This window comes from Halobacterium jilantaiense, from assembly GCF_900110535.1.
Taxonomy (GTDB): Archaea; Halobacteriota; Halobacteria; order Halobacteriales; family Halobacteriaceae; genus Halobacterium; species Halobacterium jilantaiense.
In genome coordinates, this window is the sequence record NZ_FOJA01000001.1 from 2,517,010 (window position 1) to 2,540,815 (window position 23,806).

General features: G+C 67.9%; 27 protein-coding genes. 18 read left to right on the forward strand and 9 right to left on the reverse strand.

The window, feature by feature from the left end; translation table 11 throughout:
- Both BMW35_RS13130 and BMW35_RS13135 read left to right on the forward strand, forming a co-directional pair.
- Window positions 1–657, forward strand: a complete 657-nt coding sequence (locus tag BMW35_RS13130; RefSeq protein WP_089669992.1) for a GNAT family N-acetyltransferase — start codon at window positions 1–3, stop codon at window positions 655–657.
- A 28-nt stretch (window positions 658–685) separates the two neighbouring features.
- A complete protein-coding gene (locus BMW35_RS13135) occupies window positions 686–1,258 on the forward strand; it encodes a DUF7978 family protein (protein WP_089669993.1) in 573 nt (190 codons plus the stop codon).
- On the opposite strand, the gene BMW35_RS13140 is transcribed toward BMW35_RS13135, so the two are convergent.
- The gene (locus BMW35_RS13140) at window positions 1,255–1,737 is read right to left on the reverse strand and encodes a GNAT family N-acetyltransferase (protein ID WP_089669994.1); all 483 of its coding nucleotides are present in this window, start codon (window positions 1,735–1,737) and stop codon (window positions 1,255–1,257) included. The genes BMW35_RS13135 and BMW35_RS13140 overlap by 4 nt on opposite strands.
- 47 nt (window positions 1,738–1,784) lie before the next feature.
- Complete coding sequence (locus BMW35_RS13145; protein ID WP_089669995.1) at window positions 1,785–2,405, reverse strand: metal-dependent hydrolase; 621 nt, start codon at window positions 2,403–2,405, stop codon at window positions 1,785–1,787.
- 97 nt (window positions 2,406–2,502) lie between these two features.
- Here BMW35_RS13145 and BMW35_RS13150 point away from each other — a divergent pair, with 97 nt between their 5' ends.
- A complete protein-coding gene (locus BMW35_RS13150) occupies window positions 2,503–3,210 on the forward strand; it encodes a helix-turn-helix domain-containing protein (protein ID WP_089669996.1) in 708 nt (235 codons plus the stop codon).
- Window positions 3,211–3,288: 78 nt separating this feature from the next.
- Here BMW35_RS13150 and hmgB read toward each other — a convergent pair whose 3' ends face one another.
- From hmgB to BMW35_RS13170, 4 genes are all read right to left on the reverse strand, one after another.
- Window positions 3,289–4,626: a hydroxymethylglutaryl-CoA synthase gene (hmgB, locus tag BMW35_RS13155; protein WP_089669997.1), complete on the reverse strand. Its 1,338-nt coding sequence runs from the start codon at window positions 4,624–4,626 to the stop codon at window positions 3,289–3,291.
- Window positions 4,627–4,690: 64 nt separating this feature from the next.
- A complete protein-coding gene (locus tag BMW35_RS13160) occupies window positions 4,691–6,715 on the reverse strand; it encodes a hypothetical protein (RefSeq protein ID WP_143052205.1) in 2,025 nt (674 codons plus the stop codon).
- Window positions 6,716–6,764: 49 nt separating this feature from the next.
- Entirely contained in the window at window positions 6,765–7,346 is a 582-nt protein-coding gene (locus BMW35_RS13165; RefSeq protein ID WP_089669999.1) for a DUF2150 family protein, read from the reverse strand.
- Window positions 7,347–7,451: 105 nt separating this feature from the next.
- Window positions 7,452–8,294, reverse strand: coding sequence for a TatD family hydrolase (locus tag BMW35_RS13170; RefSeq protein WP_089670000.1), 843 nt, complete (start codon window positions 8,292–8,294; stop codon window positions 7,452–7,454).
- Between the two features lie 137 nt (window positions 8,295–8,431).
- Here BMW35_RS13170 and BMW35_RS13175 point away from each other — a divergent pair, with 137 nt between their 5' ends.
- Entirely contained in the window at window positions 8,432–9,139 is a 708-nt protein-coding gene (locus BMW35_RS13175) for a TIGR00266 family protein (protein ID WP_089670001.1), read from the forward strand.
- Between the two features lie 33 nt (window positions 9,140–9,172).
- Here BMW35_RS13175 and BMW35_RS13180 read toward each other — a convergent pair whose 3' ends face one another.
- The gene (locus BMW35_RS13180) at window positions 9,173–9,625 is read right to left on the reverse strand and encodes an NYN domain-containing protein (protein ID WP_089670002.1); all 453 of its coding nucleotides are present in this window, start codon (window positions 9,623–9,625) and stop codon (window positions 9,173–9,175) included.
- Between the two features lie 93 nt (window positions 9,626–9,718).
- Here BMW35_RS13180 and BMW35_RS13185 point away from each other — a divergent pair, with 93 nt between their 5' ends.
- The 5 genes from BMW35_RS13185 to gcvPB all read left to right on the forward strand — a co-directional run bounded on the left by BMW35_RS13185 (window position 9,719) and on the right by gcvPB (window position 14,895).
- Window positions 9,719–10,210, forward strand: a complete 492-nt coding sequence (locus BMW35_RS13185; RefSeq protein ID WP_089670003.1) for a DUF6789 family protein — start codon at window positions 9,719–9,721, stop codon at window positions 10,208–10,210.
- Between the two features lie 51 nt (window positions 10,211–10,261).
- The gene (gene gcvT / locus BMW35_RS13190) at window positions 10,262–11,359 is read left to right on the forward strand and encodes a glycine cleavage system aminomethyltransferase GcvT (RefSeq protein WP_089670004.1); all 1,098 of its coding nucleotides are present in this window, start codon (window positions 10,262–10,264) and stop codon (window positions 11,357–11,359) included.
- Window positions 11,356–11,730 (forward strand): glycine cleavage system protein GcvH, encoded by a 375-nt coding sequence (gene gcvH, locus BMW35_RS13195; protein ID WP_089670005.1) that lies wholly within the window; start codon window positions 11,356–11,358, stop codon window positions 11,728–11,730. The genes gcvT and gcvH overlap by 4 nt, the downstream gene beginning before the upstream one ends.
- 424 nt (window positions 11,731–12,154) lie before the next feature.
- Window positions 12,155–13,477, forward strand: coding sequence for an aminomethyl-transferring glycine dehydrogenase subunit GcvPA (gene gcvPA / locus BMW35_RS13200; protein ID WP_089670006.1), 1,323 nt, complete (start codon window positions 12,155–12,157; stop codon window positions 13,475–13,477).
- Complete coding sequence (gcvPB, locus tag BMW35_RS13205) at window positions 13,477–14,895, forward strand: aminomethyl-transferring glycine dehydrogenase subunit GcvPB (protein WP_089670007.1); 1,419 nt, start codon at window positions 13,477–13,479, stop codon at window positions 14,893–14,895. Before gcvPA ends, gcvPB begins: the two co-directional genes overlap by 1 nt.
- Window positions 14,896–14,959: 64 nt before the next feature.
- Here the strand turns inward: gcvPB and BMW35_RS13210 are convergent, their stop codons facing one another.
- Complete coding sequence (locus BMW35_RS13210; protein WP_089670008.1) at window positions 14,960–15,433, reverse strand: Tfx family DNA-binding protein; 474 nt, start codon at window positions 15,431–15,433, stop codon at window positions 14,960–14,962.
- A gap of 309 nt (window positions 15,434–15,742) precedes the next feature.
- On the opposite strand from BMW35_RS13210, the gene BMW35_RS13215 reads away from it, so the two are divergent.
- The gene (locus BMW35_RS13215) at window positions 15,743–16,009 is read left to right on the forward strand and encodes a hypothetical protein (protein WP_089670009.1); all 267 of its coding nucleotides are present in this window, start codon (window positions 15,743–15,745) and stop codon (window positions 16,007–16,009) included.
- A 560-nt stretch (window positions 16,010–16,569) separates the two neighbouring features.
- Here BMW35_RS13215 and BMW35_RS15725 read toward each other — a convergent pair.
- Window positions 16,570–16,737: a DUF7838 family putative zinc beta-ribbon protein gene (locus BMW35_RS15725; RefSeq protein WP_177170846.1), complete on the reverse strand. Its 168-nt coding sequence runs from the start codon at window positions 16,735–16,737 to the stop codon at window positions 16,570–16,572.
- 300 nt (window positions 16,738–17,037) lie between these two features.
- On the opposite strand from BMW35_RS15725, the gene BMW35_RS13220 reads away from it, so the two are divergent.
- The 8 genes from BMW35_RS13220 (at window position 17,038) to BMW35_RS13255 (ending at window position 23,718) form a co-directional block, all read left to right on the forward strand.
- Complete coding sequence (locus BMW35_RS13220; RefSeq protein WP_089670010.1) at window positions 17,038–17,772, forward strand: CBS domain-containing protein; 735 nt, start codon at window positions 17,038–17,040, stop codon at window positions 17,770–17,772.
- 145 nt (window positions 17,773–17,917) lie between these two features.
- Window positions 17,918–18,196: a DUF7967 family protein gene (locus BMW35_RS13225; protein WP_089670011.1), complete on the forward strand. Its 279-nt coding sequence runs from the start codon at window positions 17,918–17,920 to the stop codon at window positions 18,194–18,196.
- 95 nt (window positions 18,197–18,291) lie between these two features.
- A complete protein-coding gene (locus BMW35_RS13230; protein ID WP_089670012.1) occupies window positions 18,292–18,585 on the forward strand; it encodes a hypothetical protein in 294 nt (97 codons plus the stop codon).
- A gap of 98 nt (window positions 18,586–18,683) precedes the next feature.
- The gene (locus BMW35_RS13235; protein ID WP_089670013.1) at window positions 18,684–18,842 is read left to right on the forward strand and encodes an AbrB/MazE/SpoVT family DNA-binding domain-containing protein; all 159 of its coding nucleotides are present in this window, start codon (window positions 18,684–18,686) and stop codon (window positions 18,840–18,842) included.
- Window positions 18,843–19,125: 283 nt separating this feature from the next.
- Complete coding sequence (locus BMW35_RS13240) at window positions 19,126–19,719, forward strand: SRPBCC family protein (protein ID WP_089670014.1); 594 nt, start codon at window positions 19,126–19,128, stop codon at window positions 19,717–19,719.
- The gene (locus tag BMW35_RS13245) at window positions 19,719–20,606 is read left to right on the forward strand and encodes an FAD binding domain-containing protein (protein WP_089670015.1); all 888 of its coding nucleotides are present in this window, start codon (window positions 19,719–19,721) and stop codon (window positions 20,604–20,606) included. Before BMW35_RS13240 ends, BMW35_RS13245 begins: the two co-directional genes overlap by 1 nt.
- Window positions 20,603–21,223, forward strand: a complete 621-nt coding sequence (locus BMW35_RS13250) for a (2Fe-2S)-binding protein (RefSeq protein WP_089670016.1) — start codon at window positions 20,603–20,605, stop codon at window positions 21,221–21,223. The genes BMW35_RS13245 and BMW35_RS13250 overlap by 4 nt, the downstream gene beginning before the upstream one ends.
- Window positions 21,220–23,718 (forward strand): aerobic carbon-monoxide dehydrogenase large subunit, encoded by a 2,499-nt coding sequence (locus BMW35_RS13255; RefSeq protein WP_089670017.1) that lies wholly within the window; start codon window positions 21,220–21,222, stop codon window positions 23,716–23,718. Before BMW35_RS13250 ends, BMW35_RS13255 begins: the two co-directional genes overlap by 4 nt.
- The last annotated feature ends 88 nt before the right edge of the window (window positions 23,719–23,806 follow it).

Genomic DNA, 23,806 nt, shown 5'->3' on the forward strand with positions numbered 1-23,806 from the left:
ATGACTGGTGACTCACACCCCGACCCCGGATTCCCCGAGGTCCTCACTACGCAACGCCTGCGTCTGGAGCGCTGCTGCCGCGAGAACGTTCCCGTCCTGGAGCTCTATCGCGCGGCCTCCGACCGGAATCCGCACATCGACGCGGTGACCGAACACCTCACCTGGGAGCCACACGAGTCGGTGCAGGCCTCGCGGGAGACGCTCGCGCACTTCGAGCAGACCTGGGCGGACGGCGACATCGCGACGTACGCCGTCCGACCGAAGGCGTCGGAGCCGACGCCGGACTCCCTGACGGGGTCGCTCGACGGCGAGCGCGGCGTCCTCGCGGGCACCTGCGCGCTGACCTGCGACTGGGCTGCGGACTGCGCGACGCTCGGCGTCTGGCTGCGCAAGGAGTACTGGGGGCGCGGCTACTCCGGGGAGCGCGCCGACGCGCTGCTCGAACTCGCGTTCGACCGCCTCGACTTCGGCGTCGTCGCCGTGTGCCACGACGCCGGCAACGAGCAGTCCCGGCGCGCCATCGAGTCGTACGTCGAGCGCCACGGCGGCCGCCGCGAGGGACTGTTACGGAACGTCGCTGCCGGGTCGGAGGGCGGCGTCGACCAGGTGCGGTACACGATCTCCCAGTCGGAGTGGCGGACCGCCGGCCGGAAGTGACTTCCCGGAGCCTCGCGCAGGGCGGGACATGGATTCAGTCGAGACGACGCCGACGGAACAGTCGAGCATCGGGGCGGGCGCTGTAACCGGGGCTGTGGTCTACGTGGTCGGCTACCTCGTCACGTACCTCTGGCAAGGAAACTCGGTCTCAGAGTCGTTCGAAGTCATCAATTTCCTCGTGGAGTTGGCTGGCGGTGACCCGATTCCCACCTGGCAGGTCGTCGGCTGGCTGTACTACAACGCCCACAACGTCGCGTTCACGACGCCCGCGCTCGGCAGCGGCCGGACGGCCCAGAACCTCGTCGCGGACGGGAACGCGCCGATGCTGCTGTACCTCGTCCCGGTCGTCGTCCTGCTGCTGGCCGGGTTCGTCGTCGCGCGGTACGCCGACGCGACCGACGTCGAGTCCGGCGCTCGCGCGGGCGTCACCGTCGCTGCGGGCTACGCCGTGCTCGCGGCAATCGGCCTGTTCGTCTTCCGGTACTCGGTCGGCGACGCCACCGTCCACGTCGACTACGCGCTCGGTGTGCTGCTCGCCGGCATCGTCTACCCCGTGGTATTCGGCGCGCTCGGCGGCGTGCTCGGTGCGGTGACGCGCTAGAGGTCGCGGGCGACCATCTCACCCCAGTGCTCGAAACCGTACCGCTCGTAGAACGACTGCGCGCGCTCGTTCTCGCGGTCGACGTCCAGCACCATGCGGTCGAGCGGGAGGTGCTGGTCCCGCGCGACGGAGATGGCTGCCGCCATCAGGTCGTCGGCCACGCCCTCCCCGCGGTGGGCCGGCTCGACGTAAATCTCGTTCAGGACGGCGGCGTCCCAGACGAACGACAGCGACTCGGGGAGGACGAACGCGTATCCGACGAGGCCGCCGTCGCGCTCGGCGACCTGGACGCAGCCGGCGTCCTCGTCGACGCAGCGCGCGACCCAGTCCAGCCACCGCCGGCGATAGTCGTCGGTGAGCTTCGCGTCGTATCTGTCTCCTTTCTCGTCGCTGCCCGTGTTCTCGCCGAGGCCGGTCTCGAAGCCGCGTTTGAGCTCCCAGAGAGCGTCCCCATCTCCCGGCTCGTAGGGTCTGACCATGCGCTGGCTTCCGGCCGCCCCGAGTTAGCGGTTGCCCTCCCGGCGGCTCACTCCCGCCGCCAGCGCCCGACGACCGCGACGGCGGCGGCTGCCACGACGACCAGTTGCATCCCGGAGGAGACGACGGGGAACAGCCGCTCGGCGTTCTCGGGGTCCTCGCCGCGCGCGACGTCGACGCCGGTCTGGTAGTGGACGTCCGCGGTCGTGCCGACGACGCTGTCGGCCTCCTCGCCGCTGAGTTCGACGAACGTCTGAACCACGCCGCGCTGGTTCGACAGCTGGAGGTCGCCGTCGAACGCGTAGAATGTGTCGTGGACCGGGTAGAGGACGTTCACGCCGTTCGTCATCAGGTCGGGGGCGATGCCGCCGACGGCGAGCGCAACGACGCCGACACCGGCGACGTGTGGGCCGCGGTCGCCGAACCGCGCCCGCAGCCAGGAGTCGGCCTGCCGGGCGTCCCAGGCGACGAGGACGCCGAGTAACAGCGGTAGCAGGGCTGTGTGCAGGAGTGCGCGGTGGCCGCCGGGCACCCAGAGCCCAAGGAACGTGTCGAGGTCGGGGAGCGCTGCGAACGCGCAGACGGCGGCCAGGGCGCGGGCGTCGAACGCGCGGAGCAGCGCCGTCGCCACGAGCGCCCCGAAGGCGACGTGGACGACCGTCGAGGGCATGCGTGAGAGTCGGTGCCATTGGGCAATGTTTCTTGCCGTTCGACGTTTGCCGAACTCGGTCGGTAGGTTTTTCCCCGGTTGCTCGCCACATCCGGACATGGACGAGGACCCCCGGGAGGGGCTCGCGGTGCGCATCGCCGGCGAAGTCACGCTCAGCGACGACCCCGGCGCGACGCTCCGCAAGTGGCGCACCGACTTCGACGTCTCCCAGACCACGCTCGCCGAGGAACTCGATGTCTCCTCGTCGGTGGTCTCGGACTACGAGAGCGGCCGCCGGAAGAGCCCGGGTATCGCGCTCGTCAGCCGCCTCGTCAACGCCCTGCTGGACATCGACGAGCGCCGCGGCGGCACCCACATCGGGCAGTTCGCTCGCGTGCTGTCGGCGGGCTTCGACAGCGACGTCGTTCTCGACCTCCGCGAGTACCCGGCGACCATCGCGCTCGACGACCTCTGGGCGAGCGTCGACGCCACCGAGGTCGTGCGCGGCGACCGCGACACCGTCTCCGGCCACACCGTCATCGACTCCATCGCGGCCATCCGCCGGCTCTCCGGCGACGGCTTCTACCGGCTCTACGGCCAGTCCACGAGCCGCGTCCTCGGGTTCACGAACGTCTCCCGCGGCGAGAGCCCGCTGGTCGCGATGCGCGTCGTCGACCCGACCCCGAGCGCCGTCCTCCTCCACGGGCTCTCCCCGGACGAACTCTGGGAGCACGCGCCCGCGCTCGCGAACCGCGACGGCTTCTCGCTGGCCGTGACCGAGATGCCGGTCGACGAGATGCTCGCCGCGCTCCGCGGTCACGCCTGACAGACCGTCCTCGCGCGCGTCGCAGTCGCGGCTCTCGTCTCCCGCACCCAGCGACGCGAAAATCAGTCGCGCGGACCGCTACTCGACGTACGTGTACTTCCGCTCGTTCATCGGGCCCCAGCCGTCGAAGACGAACTCGCTGTCGGGCTGCGTGAACGGCTCCAGCTCCACGCTCTTCTCGTGGTTGTGGCGGTCGTGGACCTGCTCGTACTCGTCGAAACTGATGTCGTAGCGCGCGGCAATCTGCTCGTCGACGTTCGACGCCGCGACCGACTCCTCGAAGCCGTCTTGGACTGTCTCCGCGTGGATTTCGGCCTGTGCGCCGGAGCCGTAGGAGGCCACGAGCAGCTTCTGGCCCGCGAGGTCGATGTCGTTCTCCGCGGCGTGTTTGAGCGCGCTGAACCGCGCGATGTGGACGGAGCCCGTGTACCAGTTTCCGACCTGACTGGAGATGGAGAGCGTCGGCTCGATGGTGTCGGCGTACCACTCACGGTACGCGTCCGTGTCGGTCAGCCCGTCGACGTACTCGCTGATGGCGTCCTCGAAGGACTCCTGGTCGTCGAAGTCGTCGCGGCGGGGCTGCCGGCCGATGTCCTCAGCGAGTTCGTCCTCGATTTCGGTGCCGCGAATCATGTGGCGGTAGCCCAGCACGGCCGCCTTCCGCACCATCCCCGGGAACGGCGTGTGGAACGGGATGTACGCGTAGTCGTCGGGGTGGGAGGCACCCATCACGCCCTCGAAGTCCTGCAGCGCTTCCCGCATCCGCGCGAGGTACACCTGCATCGAGCGCTTGCCGTCCACGCTCGGGAACTGCTGGTTCGGCTTCAGGAAGTCCGTCTCGTCCGCGGAGCCGTAGCCCTGCTCCGTCGAGAGTTCGACGACGTCCGGGTCCTCGGTAATCCACATCGCGACCGCGCCCGCGCCCTGGGTCGCCTCCCCGGAGGAGTCACGGGCGTACAGCGCGGTGTCCGTCGCCACGACGAGCGCGCCCCGGCCGCGGTTCCGGCCCGCGAGAATCCAGTTCACGGCGTCGTCGAGGCTCTGGGTGCCGGCGATGCACGCGAACTTGCGTTCGCCCTTGTTCGCGTGGTGGAAGTCGCCGTCGTACACCTGTTCGAGGCAGCCCGCGATGTACGTCGACACCGGCTTCGAGTTGTCGAACGCCGACTCCGTCGCCACGTCGATTCGGCCCACGTCGTCGGGCTGGAGGCCCTTGCGCTCCATCAGCCGGTGGGCGGCGTTCGCGCCCATCGTCACGATGTCCTCGTAGGCGTCCGGGAACGACGACGCGTGCAGCCCCAGTCCCTTCGTGTACTTCTCGGGGTCGTCGCCCATCTCCGGCGCGAACGTCTCCGCGAGGTCGAGTTTCAGCTTCCCCGTCCAGATTTCGATGGCGTCGATGCCGACGCTTGTCATAGCCGGGCGTACTCAGGAGGGGCTTATGGGCTTGTCGATAGGCATTTCGACAGAAGTCGAATACCTACGTGACGTGGAAGACAGTATCACTGCCGGTGTTCCCGTCGGCGTCCCTGACCGTGACGGTCACCACGTAGACGATGTCCGGGGCCCCCCTGAGTCTGAACGACCCCGTCGCGCTCTCGCCGCTGACCCCCCTAGACGCCGTCAGCGTCGGCCCGCTGAACAGCGGCGCGGCCTCCACGGACACCCTCTCGAGGTCGCCGTCGCCGTTCGCCGTTGCCGAGTAACTCACGCCGAACTGGCCGCTGCTCCCGCGATTCGAGGTTTCGGTTATCGTGGCCGACGGCGCCGACCCACCACCGCCGCCACCCTCGTCGTCTCCGGATGAGGCGCTGGGGTAGACTACGAACGAGTCGGTCTCGCGGACGCCGTCGCGCTCGTAGGAGACGGCGACTCGGAAGTTCTCGTCAGTCACGTTCACGGCCTCCGGCGTATCCGTCGTCACGCCGCGGTAGAACTCCCCGACCTCGATGGTCGCGGTCTCACCGCTGCTGATTCCTAGCCCCGCATTCAGGACGGTCGTCTCGCTTGTCGAGAAATCGTCGCCGATTGCGGTCCGCTCCGTCCGGCTCTCCTCGACGGACAGCGTCAGCCCCCGCGAACCGACGTAGCCGTACTCGCCGGTGCCCGTCGGCACGTCGACGGTGACGTTCTCTTCGGTTGTGTTCGCGTACAGTTCGCTCTGCCGGCGTCCCTCGCTCGTCGCGGCGTCGGACAGTCCATCGATTTCGTCGTCCTCCGGCAGCACGGTCACGTCGGTGAGATTGACTTGGCTCGCGTGGTCGTTCCGGACGGTGAAGTTGAAGCCGCCGGTCGTGTCGCCACCGTCCTGGCCGTCGAACGACCGCGAATCGTTCAGGTAGACGACCGCCCCGCCACTCCCGTTGACCGACGCGGAGGAGGATCCGACCGTCTCGTTCACAGTCCGCTGCTTGAACGTCCCCTCGCCGTTCACGAGTCCGAACGTCACTTCGGTCTCGGGTTGGTCGCCGTCCACATCGAACGTCACTCGCCCGTCCTCGTTGGTTCGCTTCTCCCCGTCATCGTCATCGAACACGCTCGGCTCTGACGTGTTCACCCGTGTCCCAGACACTGGGTTGTTGTACTCGTCGCGCGCCTCGACCGTGACGCTGTCGTCGTCGCTCTCGACGAGCGTGAGGTAGTGCGGTGGCGGATTCGTCGCGTCGCTGCCGACGCCGACCTTCGCGGTGCGGAGCGTGAACGGTCCGCTCCAGTCGATACTGAGCGTCACTCGGTCGGTGCCGTTCTGGGTGACGGTGACGTTCGGATTATCGCCGAGGCTCGTGCTGTTCCGCAGCACGCTCGCGTTCACGACGGTCGGAATCGTGACGTTCACGGGCTGTCCCGGAGTCTCTGGCTGGACCTGCACTCGCTGGGCGGGCGCGCTCAGGGCGCTCGGATTCACCGCGACCGAGGACGACCGCGACGTGCCCAGCGAGCCGTTCAGCGCGACGAGCGACACCGTCCGGGTCTGTTCGTCGACGAGCAGCTGGTCGGTCAGCGGCACCGACGTGTTCTGCTCGGGGTAGTAGTTCGACAGCAGAGACGCCTCGTAGCGCAGCCGCGGGGCGTTCCGGTACTCGTTGTACCCGGGGACGAACGACAGCGCCTTCGTCGGCTGCGCCCACGAGCCGTCCAGATACTGCCGGGTCTCGTTGTTCGTCGCGTTCACGTTCGACACCTCGATGCGGGGGTCGTCGTAGGTGTCCGTCCTGAGCGTGCCCGCGGCCGGCGGCGGGTTCACGAGGAAGACGCGGTTCGGGTACTCGGTGCCGAGAGAGACCGTCGCCGGGCGCGCGTTCCCGGTCTCGGCTGTCGACACGAGCGCGTTCCGCACGTCGACGAGCTGCCCCTGAACCTGCTGGCTGTGGCGGTACTCGACGTCGGCGTTCTCCGCCGGGACGACCGTCGCTTGGTAGACCGAGAGGGCGATAATGATGGTGGCGAAGAGTAAGACTGCCCCCACCTGGACCGTCACCCCCCGGGTGTCGTCCCTGAATCGCACGGTTGGGTGAAGTCGGGAGCCGAGGGGTATAAACGCGGCGGCTACCGGGTCAGTCGTCGTCGTCTTCGATGACTTCGGGGTCCGAGAGCGCGCTCTGGAGGCTGTCGAGACCGTTGACCCACTCCGTGACGAGGCCGTACTCCACGTCCTCCAGCAGCGTCATGTCGAGATCGTCGCCGTCGATGACGCGGGTGCCGCCGGCCGCGACGAGGCCGAGCGCGCGGTCGAGGTCCTCCTCGCTCTCGGCGTCGACGGCCGCGTGGACGTACTCGTCGACGGACGCCTCGTCGGCGGGGCCGTCGGCGACGTACTGTTCGGCGCTGTAGAAGACGGCGACGAGGCTCGTCTGGACGCCGTCGACGAGCATCAGCTTGTCCTCGTCGTCGAACGCGGGCTCGGCGAGCACGACCTCGCGGATGTCCGCGAGCTCGTCCATCCCCTCGTCCTGTCCGAGCTCGTCGTCGTCGTACGCCTTCAGAATCTTCGCGACCGCGATGGCGACGTCGTCCTGGAGGTTCAGGAGGAGACGCGCCGAGTCCTCGTCTTCGGGGTCCAGTTCCTCCTCGCGGAGGCGGTCGAGCCAGTTCTGCCAGCGTTCCTCGGAGTAGAACTCCTCTTCGGGGGCGCTCATACCCGAACGGCCGGCCGCGCGAGACAAAGGCCTTTCCTTCAGCGGAGCAGCCCCTGCGTTCGCCGCTACGGGCTCTGCTGGCGCGATAGCGCCAACGGAGAGGACTCAGTCCAGCGTTGCCCGCGTATCGATGCCGTAGACGGCCTCCGGCGTTTCGACGTGCGCGATCCGGACTGCGTCGTCGTGGCCGTCCTCCAGCAGCCAGCGGACGCGCCGCGGGACAGTCTTCGGTCCCATGACTGCGCCCGGTCGGTCGGCGTCGTCCACGAAGTCCGTCTCCATCAGGAACGGCTCGCCCGCCTCGACGGCCGCTTCGAGGTAGTCCTTCTCGCACATCACGCTCGGCGTGCAGCCCGCGAGCCGGCCGCTCGCGTAGTGTTTCACCACCTTCTCCGGCGCGAGCCCGGCGTCCGCCGCCCACTCCGCGACCCCAGTCAGGTCGCTCGTGGCTTCGGTGTGTAACTGGAGTGAGACGCCGACGTCCGCCGCGCGCTCGCAGGCGTGCCGGATGACGTCGTTGGACGCCGCCCAGACTGCGTCGCTCACGTCGTAGTGCGGCCGGCCGGACTTCAGCGCGACCGCGCGCCCCTCGCTCGCGACGTCCGCGGCCTCGTCGATGCCGGCACACATCAGGTCGCGGGCCGCTTCCGGGGTGAACCCGCGCTCGTCCACCAGCCGAGATATCAGGCCGGGGTGGACGCCGAGCACCGGCCACGCATCGCCGTCCAGAATCTCGCGCGCTTCGTCGACCAGCCGCACCGTCTCCTCGAACACGGGCCGGAAGTCCGGCCCCGACTCGGGTTCGACGCCGAGGTGCCAGGAGGGCTTGTTCACGACGAGCAGGTGCGTGCCGCCCGCTCGCGCGAAGTCGCGGACGGCGTCGAGCCCTTGGTTCTCGGCGTCGAGGTGGAGGTGGTCGTCGAGCACCGGCGTCTCGAACTCGGTCATGGCGGCGCGTTCGCGCTCGCAGCCCGAAAGCCTGTTCGTCGCGAGCCGACGCCCGACTGCTGCAGGCGGTGAAACCCCTGCGAACCCTTAACTCGGATGCCGCGGAATCCCCGGGTGGACACTCCGTCCTGACTCACATGCAGGTAGACATCACCCACCAGCCGTCGTACGCTCACCTCGTCGTCGACCTCGACCCCGGCGAGTCCATCCTCGCCGAACCCGGCGCGATGGTCAGCCACTCCCCCGAGGTCAGCATCGAGACGTCGACCACCCGCGGCGGCCTCCTGAGCTCCGCGAAGTCGATGCTCGGCGGCGAGTCCGCGTTCGCAAACGAGTTCCTCGCCGAGCACGAACCCGGCCGCGTCACGCTCGCGCCGCCGAAACCCGGCGACATCGCCCAGCACGACCTCGACAGCGAGACGCTGTACGCGGTCGACGGCGCGTTCCTCGCGTCCGACCCGGGCCTCGACGTGTCCTCGGAGTTCGGCGGCCTGAAGTCGCTGCTCGCAGGCGCGAGCATCACGCCGCTCGCGCTCTCGGGCACCGGCACGGTGTTCCTCGAAGCGTTCGGCGGCGTCGAACGCGTCGACCTCGACCCCGGCGAGTCGTACGTCGTCGACAACGAACACGTCGTCGCGTGGGAGGAGACCGTCGACTTCGACGCCCGGCGCGTCGGCGGCCTGAAGTCGACGCTGCTCAGCGGCGAAGGCCTCGTGATGGAGTTCACTGGCGGCGGTTCCGTCTGGTACCAGACCCGTGGCCTCGACGCGTTCACGAGCGTCATCGCCGGGGCGCTGCCCGCAGCCGAGGCCGACTCCGACGGCGGTATCGACATCGACATCTGAGGCGAAGCACCACTGTCGCCTCGCTTTCTCCGCCTACTCGTCGTCGCCGAGCACCACGGCGTCCGTCGCCGCGTGTCGAAGCGCGTCCGAGCGGCCGTGTTCACCGGGCGCGATGGCGAGCGTGCGGACGCCGCGGCGCTCGGCCTGCTCGAACACCGGCTTGAAGTCCGTGTCCCGGGACGCCACCGCGAGCACGTCCACGCCGTCGTCGAGCACCAGTTCGGTGGCGTCGACGGCGAGTTTCACGTCTACGTCCCCGCTGGTCACGCGCACGTCGTAGCCGCGGGCTTCGCCCGCCTGGATGAGCGACGGCGTCGCGTGTTCGTCGAGGTACAGCCGGGTCACTGCCAGCGCGCCCACCTCGCTGGCCGCGTCCCGCACGTCGTCTAAGTCCACGTCGAACTCCTCGCGGAGCACGTTCGGGCCGTCGACGAACAGCGCCACGCCGCCCGCGTCGGTCCCGAGCAGCTCCCGCAGTCGGTCCATACGCCACCTCGGAGACGGCCAGCCAAGAGCGTGCCGGAACGCTGCAACAAAGCTGGCGGTACACTTCCCGGTCTCTACACCGACACGTGGTGTATGTCGCTCTCTCCAGTTCCGACCGTCGAGGAAGCGCGGTACGCGTCCGTCGACGAACCGATCACCGCCCGCGTCGTGCTCGCGGCGTTCGCGGGCGGGCTGGCCGGACTCGTCGCCATGGCACCGGTCGTCGCCGGCGTCCCGCTGGTGCTCGGCGTGTTCGAGGTCGACCCGCTGCTGGAAGTGATTCCACTGGTCGACGGCGGCCCGCTCGTCGGCGTCCTCGTCTTCGCGCTCGGCGGCGTCTTCGCGCTCCCGCTGTTCTTCGTCGTCACCGCGACTTTCCTCCCGCCGCGGGAGCCGCGGTGGGCGCGCGGCGTCACGATGAGCACGCTGTTCTGGGTCACGTTCCTCTACCTGTTCTGGCCCGGCGGCGACACCCTCACGGACGCCGTCTTCCTCGTCGTCACGCTGGTCGGTCACTGGCTGTACGGCGTCGTCCTCGGCGTGATGACGCACACGCTCACGGGCATCCCGGAGCACGACGTCTGAGGGCGTTCCGATTTACGAAAGCCTTACTTCCCGGGCGACGACCCTCGGAGTATGGGTCTTCGAACGCCGCCGCTGTACGGCAGGCACGAGGACCGCGGGGCCTCCTTCACGGAGTTCGGCGGCTGGAACATGCCAGTCGACTTCGCGGGCATCCAGGAGGAACACGCCGCGGTCCGCGAGGCCGCGGGCATCTTCGACGTCTCCCACATGGGGGAAATCGAGGTGTCCGGGCCTGACGCCGAACACCTGATGCAGCGGCTCACCACCAACGACGTCGCCTCGCTCGACCCCGGGGACGCCCAGTACGCCGCCATCACGGACGACAACGGCGTCATGCACGACGACACCGTCGTCTACCGGCTCCCAGACGGCCGGGACGCCGAGTTCCTGTTCGTCCCGAACGCCGGCCACGACGAGGACGCCTACGACCGCTGGACGGACTACCGCGACGACGAGGGCCTCGACGCCACCGTCGAGAACGTCACCGACGACTACGGCATGGTCGCGGTCCAGGGTCCCGACGCGCCCGCCCTCGTCGCCGACCGCGCGGGCGAGGACGCACTGGACCTCTCGATGTTCGAGGCGACGGACGCCGACGTGGCGGGCGTCGACGCGCTCGTCGCGAACACCGGCTACACGGGCGAAGCCGGCTTCGAACTCGTGTTCCCCGCCGACGGCGCTGGTGCCGTCTGGGGCGCGTTCGCGAACGACTGTCAGCCCTGCGGGCTCGGGGCCCGCGACACGCTCCGCATGGAGTACGGCTTCCTGCTCTCGGGCCAGGACTTCCACCCCGAGGACGAACCCCGGACGCCCCTCGAAGCGGGCATCGGATTCGTCGTCGACCTCGACACCGAGTTCGTCGGCCGCGACGCCATCGCCGCTCAGGAGGACGCGGGCCTCGACCAGCAGTTCGTCGGCCTCACCCTCGACGAGCGCGGCGTCCCCCGGCACGGCTACGACATCACCACCCCCGACGGCGACGACATCGGCGTCGTCACGAGCGGCACCATGAGCCCAACGCTGGGCGAGCCCATCGGCCTCGGCTACGTCGACACCGACCACGCCGAGGACGGCACGACCGTCCACGTCCAGGTCCGCGGCACCGGCAAACAGGCGACCATCACCACACCCCCCTTCCTAGACCAATGAGCTTCGACGTACCCGAACACCTGCACTACCTCGAATCGCACGAGTGGATCGACCCCGAGACCGGCCGCGTCGGCATCAGCGACTTCGCGCAGGACGAACTCGGCGACGTGGTCTTCGTCGAACTCCCCGGCGTCGGCGACGACGTCGACGCCGGCGGCGAGTTCGGCGTCGTCGAATCAATCAAGGCCGTCTCCGACATCTACGCCCCCGTCTCGGGCGAAGTCACGGCCGTCAACGACGACCTCGCCGACGACCCCGAACTCGTCAACGACGACCCGTTCGGCGACGGCTGGCTCGTCGAACTGGACTTCGACGACGCCGACCTCGACGACACCCTCGACGCCGACGAGTACGAAGAGCAGATCGCCTAGGTACCTTTTGCTGCGGTCGCGCGCCTTCGGCGCGCTCCCTGGCAAAAGCTACGCTAAAAGCACTTCTCACCACCTCGGCCGCGCAGCGCGCGGCCTCGATGGTTCGTCGGCCTGCGCCACTCGCTCTGCTCGTTCGCGCAGTCGGTGGTTCTCGCTTCGCTCCGAACCGCCCGCCGCTCGGCTCGCGGATGCTGGCTGTCGGCTGGCGCGATGGCGAGCTTCTCGTTGGCTGTCGGGACGCAATTGCTGCCACCCAACCACTCGTTCGTGAGTAAGGCGTGACGCAGTGGTTTAAATATATGCACGAAGCTGTACAGTTTCGGGGTTCGACCCGTTCCGGAACCGGGAGTATCATTACCGCGTGGTCGCTAGCGTTCGGCATGGTAGCTACCGGAACCGTCTGCGTCGCGGGAGGAGGGCGACGATGAGCGGGAGTCCGTACGCCGCCCCCTCGGAGGCGGACACCGAGGCGATGCTCGATGCCGTCGGCGTCGACGACGTCGACGAACTGTTCGACATCCCCGAGTCGGTGCGCTTCGACGGCGAGTTCGGCATCGACGCCAAGTCCGAGCAGGCGGCGCTCCGCGAGACGAAGCGCCGGCTGTCGAAGAACGACGACCTGACGGAGTTCCTCGGGCGCGGCCACTACGAGCACTACGTCCCGTCGCTGGTCGACAGCGTCTCCCAGCGCTCGGAGTTCATCACCTCCTACACCCAGTACCAGCCGGAGGTCACGCAGGGGTTCCTCCAGGTGCTGTTCGAGTACCAGAGTCTCCTCGTCGAGCTCACGGGCCTCGGCATCGCGAACTGCTCGATGTACGACGAGGCGACCGCGCTCGCCGAGGCCGCGCTGCTCGCCAAGCGCGTGCGCGCCGCAGACGGCCACCGCGTGCTCGTCCCCGAGTACGTCCGCGACAACTACGTCAGCGTCCTCAAGAACTACACCGGCGGCTCGGACGTCACCGTCGAACGCTACGGCACCGACGACGGTAACGTGGACCTCGCCGCCCTCGAAGCCACGGTCGACGACGACGTGGTGATGGTGTACGCCGAGAACCCCACGACGCTCGGGACCGTCGAGGAGAATCTGGGTGCCGTCGGAGACCTCGCCGACGACCACGACGCCCTGTTCTGTCTCGGCTCGGACCCCGTCGCGATGTCCGTCCTCCAGCGCCCCGTCGACGTCGGCGCGGACGTCGTCGTCGGCGACGCCAGCGTGCTCGGGATGCCGACGAGCTACGGCACGGGCCTCGGCGTGTTCGCCACGCGCGAGGAGTTCCTCCGGCAGGTCCCCGGCCGGCTCGTCGGCGTCAGCGAGGACGAAGACGGCACGCGGGCGTTCACGCTCACGCTCCAGACGCGCGAACAGCACATCCGGAAGGAGCGCGCGACCTCCAACATCTGCACGAACCAGGCGTGGGTCGCGCTCCGCGCCGGCATCCACGCCGCGTGGCTGGGGGCCGACGGCCTCGTCGACCTCGCGAACGAACTCGTTGAACTCCCCCGGGACCTCGCCGCCGACCTGAACGAGATTCGCGGAATCCAAGCCCCCATCCACGACCGCCACCACGTCCGTGAGTTCCAGGCGCGAACCGACCAGCCCGCCCCCGCCGTCGCCAGCGACCTCGAATCCGAAGGGTTCGCGGTCCACGCCGTCGACAACCACATCCTACAGGTGTGTATCACGGACGCGAACGCGCACGCGGCCGACGAGTTCGTCGCCGCAGTCAGGGAGGTGACCGAGTGATGGAGCACTACGACCAGGCCCGATACGGGCCCGCGGACGACGACACGAACGAGCCGCTGCTCAGCGAGAAAGACCAGACGAGCGTCGACGTCGACTCGCCGCTCCCCGACGACCTCACGCGCGACGAAATCGAGTTGCCGAGCGTCGAAGAGCCCGAGCTCGCCCGGCACTACGTCCGGCTGAGCCAGCAGAACTACGGTGTCGACTCCGGCCCGTACCCGCTGGGCTCCTGCACGATGAAGTACAATCCCCGGTTCACCGAGGACGCCGCCGCGCTCCCGGCCGCCGCCGTCCACCCGGACCGCTCGGCGGGCTCCCTTCAGGGGACCCTCGAACTCATGGCGGACCTTCAGGATTACCTCGGCCGCATCGGCGGCATGGACGCCGTCACGCTCCAGCCGCCCGCGGGCGCGGCCGGCGAGTTCACCGGCATCCTGCTCGCCGAGGCCTACCACGAGGCCAACGGCGAGGGCCACCGCGACGAGGTCGTCGTCCCCGACGCCGCCCACGGCACGAACTTCGCGTCCGCGGCGCTCGGTGGCTACGACGTCGTGGAGATTCCGTCGGGCGACGACGGCCGCGTCGACCTCGACGCCCTCGAAGCCGCGCTCGGCGAGAACACTGCCGCACTGATGCTCACGAACCCGAACACGCTCGGGCTGTTCGAGCGCGATATCGAGACCGTCGCGGAGATGGTCCACGACGCCGGCGGCCTCCTCTACTACGACGGCGCGAACCTGAACGCGCTCCTCGGCCGTGCGCGCCCCGGCGACATGGGCTTCGACATCATGCACTTCAACGTCCACAAGACGTTCGCCACCCCGCACGGCGGCGGCGGTCCGGGTGCCGGGCCCGTCGGCGTCACCGAGGACCTCGCCGAGTTCCTCCCAGATCCCCACATCAGGGAGGGCACGAATGGGTACGAGCTGTACACGCCCGAGCGCTCCGTCGGGAAGGTCCACGGCTTCCAGGGCAACTGGCCGGTGCTCGTGAAGGCGTTCGCGTACATCGACCGGCTCGGCGACGACGGCCTCGGCGACGCCTCCGCGAAGGCCGTCCTGAACGCGAACTACCTCGCCGAACAGCTCGACTACGACATCCCGCTCGGGCCGTTCCACCACGAGTTCGTCGCGAGCGCGGGCGACCAGGACGCCGCGGACGTTGCCAAGCGGATGCTCGACTACGGCGTCCACCCGCCGACGACGAAGTGGCCCGAACTCGTCGACGAGGCGCTGATGACCGAGCCGACCGAGATTGAGACGAAATCGGGTCTCGACGACCTCGCCGACGCGTTCAACGCGGTCGCGGGCGAGGACGACGAGACGCTCGCGTCCGCGCCGAACCGGACGACCGCCCGCCGAATCGACCAGACGGCCGCCGCCCGGAACCCCCGGCTGTCCTGGCACGACCTCGACTGACCGGCCGCAGACTGCGGTAGCGCCGCTCTAGACTCGCTGCGGCCCCGTCTGGCGCGCGTTCGAGTCACTCGCTGCTAGTGCTGTCCGAACCGGGGGCGTCGTCTCCGCCGTCCGGTGACTCCGCCACGTGGACGGTCACGTCGCCGTCGGTCGAGACGCCGACCTTGACCGGGACCGCGAGCTGATTCTGGGACGCCGCCGCCGACAGTTCCTCGTAGAGCACCGAGTACAGCTTCGGGCGGGGGTACGCGACCGTGACGCCCGCTTCGTCACTGCGCGCGTACACCTCGTCGACGAGGTCGTCGAAGCTCTCGCCGGCCGGGGCGGTGAACTGGACGGACGCGCGCAGCGTCGCCACCAGTTCGAGCGTCCGCTCGGCCTTCTCGATGTTCGCTCGCGCCGCGCGCTCGACAGCGCTGACGTTCGAGTCCGTCGTGCCGAGTCGGTCGGCCACCTCTCGCTGCGTGTACCCCTGCTGCCGGAGTTCGAGGACCTCCACCTGCCGGTCCGTCAGGACCGTGTTCTCCGTCGCGACCACGCCGTGTCGAATGGAACCGTTCGAGTTAAGCCTAGTGAGCGGCCGAACGTGGGTCACTGCGCCGTCGCTCGGCCTCCTCTCTTTCGTTCCGTCCTCCCTCGCCGCTGCGGCTATCGTTGTGCTCCTGCTCTGACTCGTCGAATCAGCGGTCGGGCGGACAGACGGCTTCTCGTAGATACAGGTCGTCAGCCTGGCACTACTACTCGCGGCGGACCGTGAGTGAGTATCGTGAATCGGGACTGCGGTTGCTGGAGCAGTCCGTCTCTCGCGATGAACGGGTTAATTGTGGTGCTCCATATACGCATTCAAATGAGTCGGGACTCGGATACGTGGCTTCGAGTCGGAGCCTGGGGACAGTTAGCGACGATCGCGCTCGCAGTCGCGTTCTGGTCTCTCGGAGCGTCCACCGCGCTCTACGCGACCTGTCTCGGGTACGTGTTAGTCACTGTCACAGGCATCGTCGGGGTCGCCAGGAACGCGTCGGCCTTCGTCGGCCCGCTCGTCTATCCGTTCGTCGTTCCGGGATTCGTCCCGCTGTACTACTTCGCCGTCCATCAGACACCAGCAAGCGAATAGACCCACACGGCAAGCCACCTGCCAGTTCTCCAGAGAGCCGGAGTTCGACAGCGCCCTGTTAGCAAGCACATCTCAAAGTGGCCTGGCATTCGGGCATCCGCTTGTGAGCAGGTTTTTGCGGTGGCTCAGTTCTGCCGAGTGAACGCCTCAGACCTGTGCAGTATTCCTTGCGTCTGCAGCACGCCGAACCCCCAATTTGATATTGCGATATAAAATTTATTTGCTACGTCTCTGCGGGCGCTCGCCGGTGCCAGACACCGGAAACGGCCAAAACTCCTCGCGAACCCGGGACTCGCCCCGCTCGTTCGGCTACGCAGCTGAGCCGTCCGAGCGCCCCGGCTCGGCCGACGAATTGGACGGGACACCGGAGCTTAGTTGGCTGTCCGCTCGGCTCGCCGAACCGTCAGGCCCCCAAGTCGTCACACGCACGCGCGAGTCGGCGCGTTCCAGCACTCCTCAGTGGCTGGGACGCCAGCCGGCTCCTCGGCGGTGCCCTGGGTTCGTCGACACGGACGCACCGCTGGCGGTACGAGTGCACGCAGAACAGCGGTCCAGTCGGACTACGCCGACGCCGAGGAGATGTCGCCGTTGATGCGGATGAAGCCGAACGAGCACTCCGGGCAGGCCCACTTCGTCTTCAGGCCGAGGTGGAGGTTCGTCGCGGCGGTCCGGTAGAACGTCCGCTCCTCGCCGCAGTTCGGGCAGTCGTGGTCGAGTTCGCTAGCCATACTGTCTACTGGCCCTGCCAGCCAATTCAACGTACTGATTTTCCCGAACTCACCGGCCCGGCGTCCACGATAAATCACATGCCGCGATACGGAATGTGTGGGGTGCGTCTCCGTGAACCCGACACTGGGCTTCGATGGCCCGAGCAGGCTCAGGTCGCTGGCGGGATGTCTCCCTCGCGCGTCGCCCGGCCGAGCCAGTGGCTGTGACACTCACGCAAATGTTTCACGATGGCGCGTGTGCGTGTTGATTTCGAGGGAAACGCATAGTTATCTACACGCCGACGCTCCACCCACGCACTGATGTACACAATCGCTGAGTTGCCGATCGACAACCCGCTCCAGACCGTCGAGTACGACCTCGGACTCGAGTCGGCGCTTCGCCGGATGTTCGAGGATGGCTACACGCAGATCGGCGTCGAACGGGACGGCGAGCTGGTCGGAATCGTCACGTACCGGTCAGTCGTCCGGACGCTCCTCGCGTTCCACCAGCTGGAGGTCGGGCACAAGACACTGGACAAGATATCGGTCGGGGCGGCGGTCGAGGACGCCCACACCATCAGCGAGGACGAGAATCTGCTGTCCGTCTTCGACGCGCTCGCGGAGTACACGTACATCGTGGTCGAGCGGGACGACCAGTGGCGTATCCTGACCGACTACGACCTGCTGACGCGGCTGAAACAGATGCTCGAGCCGTTCCTGTTGATCGAGTCGATCGAGATGCAGTTACGGAGCATCTTCACGCGTGTGTTCGGGGACTCGCTGTCGGAACAGCTGGCAGAGACGTTCGACGACGAGCATCCGCTGCCGACGCCGGCGTCCGTCGAGCACTGTAGCTACGCGCACTACGCCCAGTTCCTCTCTATTCACTGGGAGGAGTTCGAACCGCTGTTCGACGACCAGCAGGACGTGATTCGCGAGCTCGTGCTCGAAATCGGTGACATGCGGAATCGGCTCTTCCACTTCCGAATCGACGACCCGGACGAGTTCGACCGGGACCTGCTGCGGTTCGGGCAGTCGTACTTCTCTTCGGTGTGAGCACGGCCACTCTCGGGCGTTCGTCCGTGGGACGTGAGCTGTCGCCGTGCGCCGAGCGAACTGGACTCGGTTTCCGTCGGCGGTCGGGCTGTCCCGCCGACTGTCTGACGCCACACACTTCCTCCGAGGAACCGTAGGCTCGCGTATGACAGAACCGGATACCGTGCGCGTGTGGCTGGTGGAGCGGACGTACTCGGACGACGAACAGAATCTGATTATTCTCACGTACGCGACCCCGGACGGCCGGCAGTACTTCCGGAAGGAGCGCGCGCTCACGAGTTTCAGCGACACGCGGGACACGACGGCGGCGGTCGACGCCGACCCCGACAATCTCGGCGAGGTGTCTGACGAGGACGAGCGCGAGCGGTACGCGGCCGAGGCGCGGCGGATGGCCGACGAACACGACCCCGGGGACGCCATCTGAGACGAGCGTTCACGGAGACGACGACGCGGAATGCGCGACGTTTCGAAGCCGCCCGCGAGCTTTTATGACCCGACCGCACGTGTTACGACTAACAGATGTGTCGAGAGACGAAGCGCGAACCGGCGTGGGTGTCGGCGATCCGCGTCGCGCTCTTGGAGGGCCGCGTGACGGTGGACAGCGTCATCGAGGAGGCGAACCTCGTGGCCGGGCGGGAGCGGACCGTGCGCGACGTCCTCTCGACGATGGCCGACCGCGAACTGCTCGTGCCCACCGGGGACGGGGGAGATGCCTACCTGCCCGGGCCGGTGTTGCTGGAGTCCGACCGGTTCGGGCTCGACTTCGACCGGGCGTCGGACGGCGGCGCTCACCGGTGGAATTCGTCCGTCTGAGCGCTCCGGTCGCCTCGATGGCGGACTGCTGTTGCGTCCCGGCGCTACGCCTACACGTAGCGTAAGCTATGTAGGCGCTACGTCCGTGGCGTGAATTGATGGGTACGCTCGCCGACACCAAGGTCTCGGAGAAGAACCTCACGACCATCCCGAAGCCGGTGCGGAACTTCCTCGACGTGGGCGCTGGCGATCGCGTGGAGTGGCACGTCGAGGACGGCAACATCGTTGTCCGGAAGGTCGTCGCCGGGGACGACTGACAGACGGCGGCGCGATTGGCGGCCCGTGGCCCGTCGGCGTTTTCTCGGAGTTCCGTTCTGTCGCTTCTGACTCCTTCCCGCGTTAGTCGTTCCTGCGGCCTGATACGGTCCTTAGACGGCCTGTATCGTCGATTCTCTCCGCCAACCGTCAATTGTTGCCAAATGTTTATTGTGATGGCATGTCTTGTCACACACCAGGGTAATAGTATGCACATAGCGGCCCAGTATAAAAGGCGGGCGGGGCGAGGCACAGACCGACGACGCGAGAGGGAGGCGTAGACCGATGGAGTTCGACGGCGAGTTCGAACTCGAGGACGTGCCGCCGGACCAGGCGTGGGTAGTACTCTCGGACCCCATCGCGGTCCGGGACGCGCTGAAGGGCTGTCAGTACATCACGCCGATGGACGACGACTTCGAGTGGGATTCCTACGAGCCGGTCGAGGACGTCGAGACGCTCCCGGAGGCCGACCCCGAGGTCGTCGCGGGCCGCGCGTTCAAGGAGGGCGTGACCTACGCCGCGCTGATGCAGGTCGGCGTCGGCAGCGTGAAGCCGAAGTTCGAGACGTCGGTGTCCATCGACGAGCGCGACGGCGAGAACTTCGAGATGGTCGCCACCGGTTCCGGGTCGGCCAGCGGCAGCAGCTTCAGCATGGAGTCCGGGATGATCATCCACCCGAGCGAGGACGGAGAGGGCTCCCGCATCGAGTGGTGGACTGACGCGGACGTCTCTGGCCGCATCGCGCAGCTCGGCGGCCGCGTCATCAACCCGGTCGCGAACAAGATTGTGAACAACTTCTTCACCGCCATCGAGTCCGAGATGAGCGACGTCGAGGAGACCGAATCCGGCGTTACGGACCGAATCCGGGGGATGTTCTGATGAAGTCGGCACCGTTCGAACACCACGAACCGTCGACGGTCGAGGAGACGGTCAGCCTCCTCGAGAGCCTGGACGAACCGACGATTCTCGCCGGCGGGCAGAGCCTCGTGCCGATGCTGCGGTTCCGGCTCGCGAACCCGGACGTCGTCGTCGACATCAACGGCGTCGACGACCTCGACTACTTCCACGAGGACGACGGCTACCTGAAACTCGGCGCGCTCGCTCGACACGCCGATGTCGAGGACTCGGACCTCGTCGCCGAGAAGTACGGGAGCTTCGCGGACGCGGCACCGCTGATTGCGGACCCCCAGATTCGAAACCGCGGCACCGTCGTCGGCTCTGTCGCGCAGGCCGACCCGAAAGGCGACTGGGGCTCGATTCTGCTCGCCCACGACGGCGACGTGGTCGCCCACGGGCCGGACGGCGAGCGCGTGATTCCAGCGGACGAGTTCTTCCTGCTGCCGTACGACACGACGCTCGGCGACGAGGAACTCATCACGGAAGTCAGAGTACCGACCCCGCAGCCCAGCGAGGGGAGCGCGTACCACAAGCTCAAGCGGAAGACCGGCGACTACGCGATGGCCGGCGTCGCGGCGCGCCTGCTTCTCGACGACGACGGCCGCGTCGACACGGCGAGACTCGGCATGACGGCCGTCGACATCACGAACGCGCGCGCGACGGACGCCGAAGCCCACGTCGAGGGCGAGCGGCCGACCGCGGAGCTGTTCGAGGAGGCGGGCGAGCTGGCGGCCGAGGAGTCGAATCCGGAGTCGGACGAACACGGCGACGCGAGCTACAAGGAGCGGATGGTCGACGTGCTCGCCCAGCGCGCGCTGGGTGACGCCGCGGAGCGCGCCGGCCTCGTCAAACGGAGGGTTTCACAGTGAGCGACGAACGCGAAATCACGCTGACAGTCAACGGCACCGAACACACCGTCGAGGTCGAGCCGCGACGCCTGCTCGTCCACACCATCCGGGAGGACCTGGACATGACGGGCACGCACATCGGCTGCGACACGGGCAACTGCGGGGCCTGCACGGTACTGAAAGACGGCGAACCGATCAAGTCCTGTCTGATGTTCGCGGCGCAGGCCGACGGTGCCGAACTGATGACCGTCGAGGGGATGGAGGACCTCCCGGAAGCGACGGACCTCCACCCGCTCCAGGAGGGCTTCAGGGAGGAGCACGGCCTGCAGTGTGGCTACTGCACGCCCGGGATGCTCATGTCCGGGAAGGCGCTGCTGGACGAGAACCCGGACCCCGAGGAAGAAGAGATTCGCGAGGCCATCAGCGGCAACCTCTGTCGCTGCACGGGCTACCAGAACATCGTCAGCTCCATCGAGTACGCGGCCGACGAACTCGCGGACCGCGCGGCGACCGACGGCGGCGCAGTCACGGCCGCCACCGACGACGCGGACGCGGCCTGCGGAGCGTCGGGCTGTGGCTGTGGCCAGTCGGCGGACCTGTTCGAGCGAGAGTACCCCACGGAGGACACCGACCGATGAGCAGCGAACACGAGAACACACCAGACGCCGACACGGAGTATCAACACGCCGAAGACGACGGCCCGCAGCCCGAGAAGCACTGCGGGCACGGCCGCGGTGGGATGGGCGAAGAGGTCAGCCGGAAGGAGGACAAGCGCTTCATCACCGGCCGCGGGAACTACGTCGACGACATCAAGAAGCCGGGCATGCTGCACTGCGAAATCGTCCGCAGCCCGCACGCTCACGCCCGCGTGAAGGACATCGACGGGTCCCGGGCCGAGGCGATGGACGACGTCGTCGCGGTACTCACCGCCGAGGACCTGCTGGAACACGACCTGGCGACGATGCCGACGCTGATGGACGACACGCAGGACGTCCTCGTCAACGATAAGGTCAAGTTCCAGTCTCAGGAGGTCGCGGCGGTCATCGCGAAAGACCGGTACGCGGCGAAAGACGGCGCAGAGCGGGTCGAAGTCGACTACGAGGTACTCGACCCGGTCGTGGACGCCGCGGACGCCCTCGAGGAGGACGCGCCGCTCATCCGGGACGAACTGGACGACCAGGAGGACAACCACATCTTCGACTGGGAGACCGGCGACCGGGAAGCCACCGAGGCGGTCTTCGACGACGCCGCGGTCACAATCGAGGAGGACATGGAGTACCAGCGGCTCCACCCCGCGCCGATTGAGACGTGTGGCGCGGTCGCGGACTGGGACCCCGGGATGGACAAGATGACGGTCCACATGACCTCGCAGGCACCCCACGCCCACCGGACCCTGTTCTCGCAGGTGTCGGGCATCCCCGAGCACAAGGTCCGAATCGTCAGCCCCGACGTGGGCGGCGGCTTCGGGAACAAGGTCCCCATCTATCCGGGCTACGTCGTCGCCGCGGCGGCGTCGTACGTCTTAGAGGAGCCCGTGAAGTGGGTCGAGGAGCGCTCGGAGAACATCCAGACGACGGGGTTCGCCCGCGACTACGACATGACCGGCGAGCTCGCCGCCACCGAGGACGGCGAGATTACGGGCGTGAAAGTCGACGTGCTGGCGAACCACGGCGCGTACAACGCGGCCGCCCAGCCGTCGAAGTTCCCGGCGGGGTTCTTCAACATCTTCACCGGGTCCTACGACATCGAGGCGGCCTACGGGTCGCTGACGGCGGCGTTCACGAACACGGCACCGGGCGGCGTCGCGTACCGGTGTTCGTTCCGCGTGACGGAGGCCGTCTACCTCATCGAGCGGCTGGTGAAGGTGCTGGCGGACGAACTCGACGTCGACCCCGCCGAGATTCGGCGGAAGAACTTCATCCCGTCGGAGGCCTTCCCGTACGAGTCCGCGACGGGCTGGAACTACGACTCCGGGGACTACGAGAAGGCCCTGGACAAGGCCCTGGAGATGGCCGACTACGACCACTACCGGGAGGAACAGCAGCGCCGCATCGAGGAGGACGCGGACAAGCTGCTGGGCATCGGCATCTCGTCGTTCACGGAGGTCGTGGGCGCGGGGCCGGGCAAGCAGTGTGACATCGCCGGCATCGAGATGTTCGACTCCGCGGACCTGCGCGTGAACCCGACCGGCAACGCCGTCCTGCGAGTAGGCGTCCAGACGCAGGGGCAGGGCCACGAGACGACGTTCGCCCAGATTGTCGCCGAGGAGCTCGGGATGGACGTGGACAGCATCACCGTCGAGCACGGCGACACCGACACCGAACCCTACGGGCTGGGGACGTACGGCTCGCGGTCCACGCCGGTCGCGGGCGCTGCGGCCGCCGTCGCCGCCCGGAAGGTCCGGGACAAGGCCAAATCCATCGCCGCGAACGAGCTGGAGGCCGCCGAGGAGGACATCGAGTGGGACCGCGAGTCCGGCGAGTTCCACGTCGCGGGCGCGCCCGACCGCTCCATCACCATCACCGAAATCGCGGCCGGCGCGTACATGAACCACCCCGACAGCGAGGAGCCGGGACTGGAGGCGACGAACTACTACGACCCGCCGGAGATGACCTACCCGTTCGGCTCCTACATCGTGGTCGTGGAGGTCGACCGGGAGACCGGCGAGGTCGACTTCGAGAAGTTCGTCGCAGTCGACGACTGCGGGAACCGCATCAACCCGATGATCATCGAGGGCCAGATTCACGGCGGGCTCGCGCAGGGCATCGGCACCGCGATGATGGAGGAGGTCACCTACGACGACAACGGCAACGTCACCGGCGGTGACTTCATGAACTACCTGCTGCCGACCGCCAACGAGATTCCGAACTTCGAGACGGGGCACACGGTGACGCCGTCCCCGCATCACCCCATCGGTGCGAAGGGCGTCGGCGAATCCCCAACAGTCGGGTCGCCGCCCGCCATCGTGAACGCGGTGACGGACGCGATGACGCACGCGGGCGTCTCCCACGTGGAGATGCCGATGACGCCGGACGTCGTCTGGGAGCACCTCGACGAGGTCGGGCTGGCCCAGAAGCCGGGCCAGAACGTGGAGTTCGAACTGGACGAGGCCGGGGGACCGGCCGACGATTGACCGGACCGATGTCCGCGACGACGCGCCGCGTCCGGTGGTCGACAGTCGAACCGACCGGCCGCCGGAGTCCGGCGGCCGCGAGTGACCG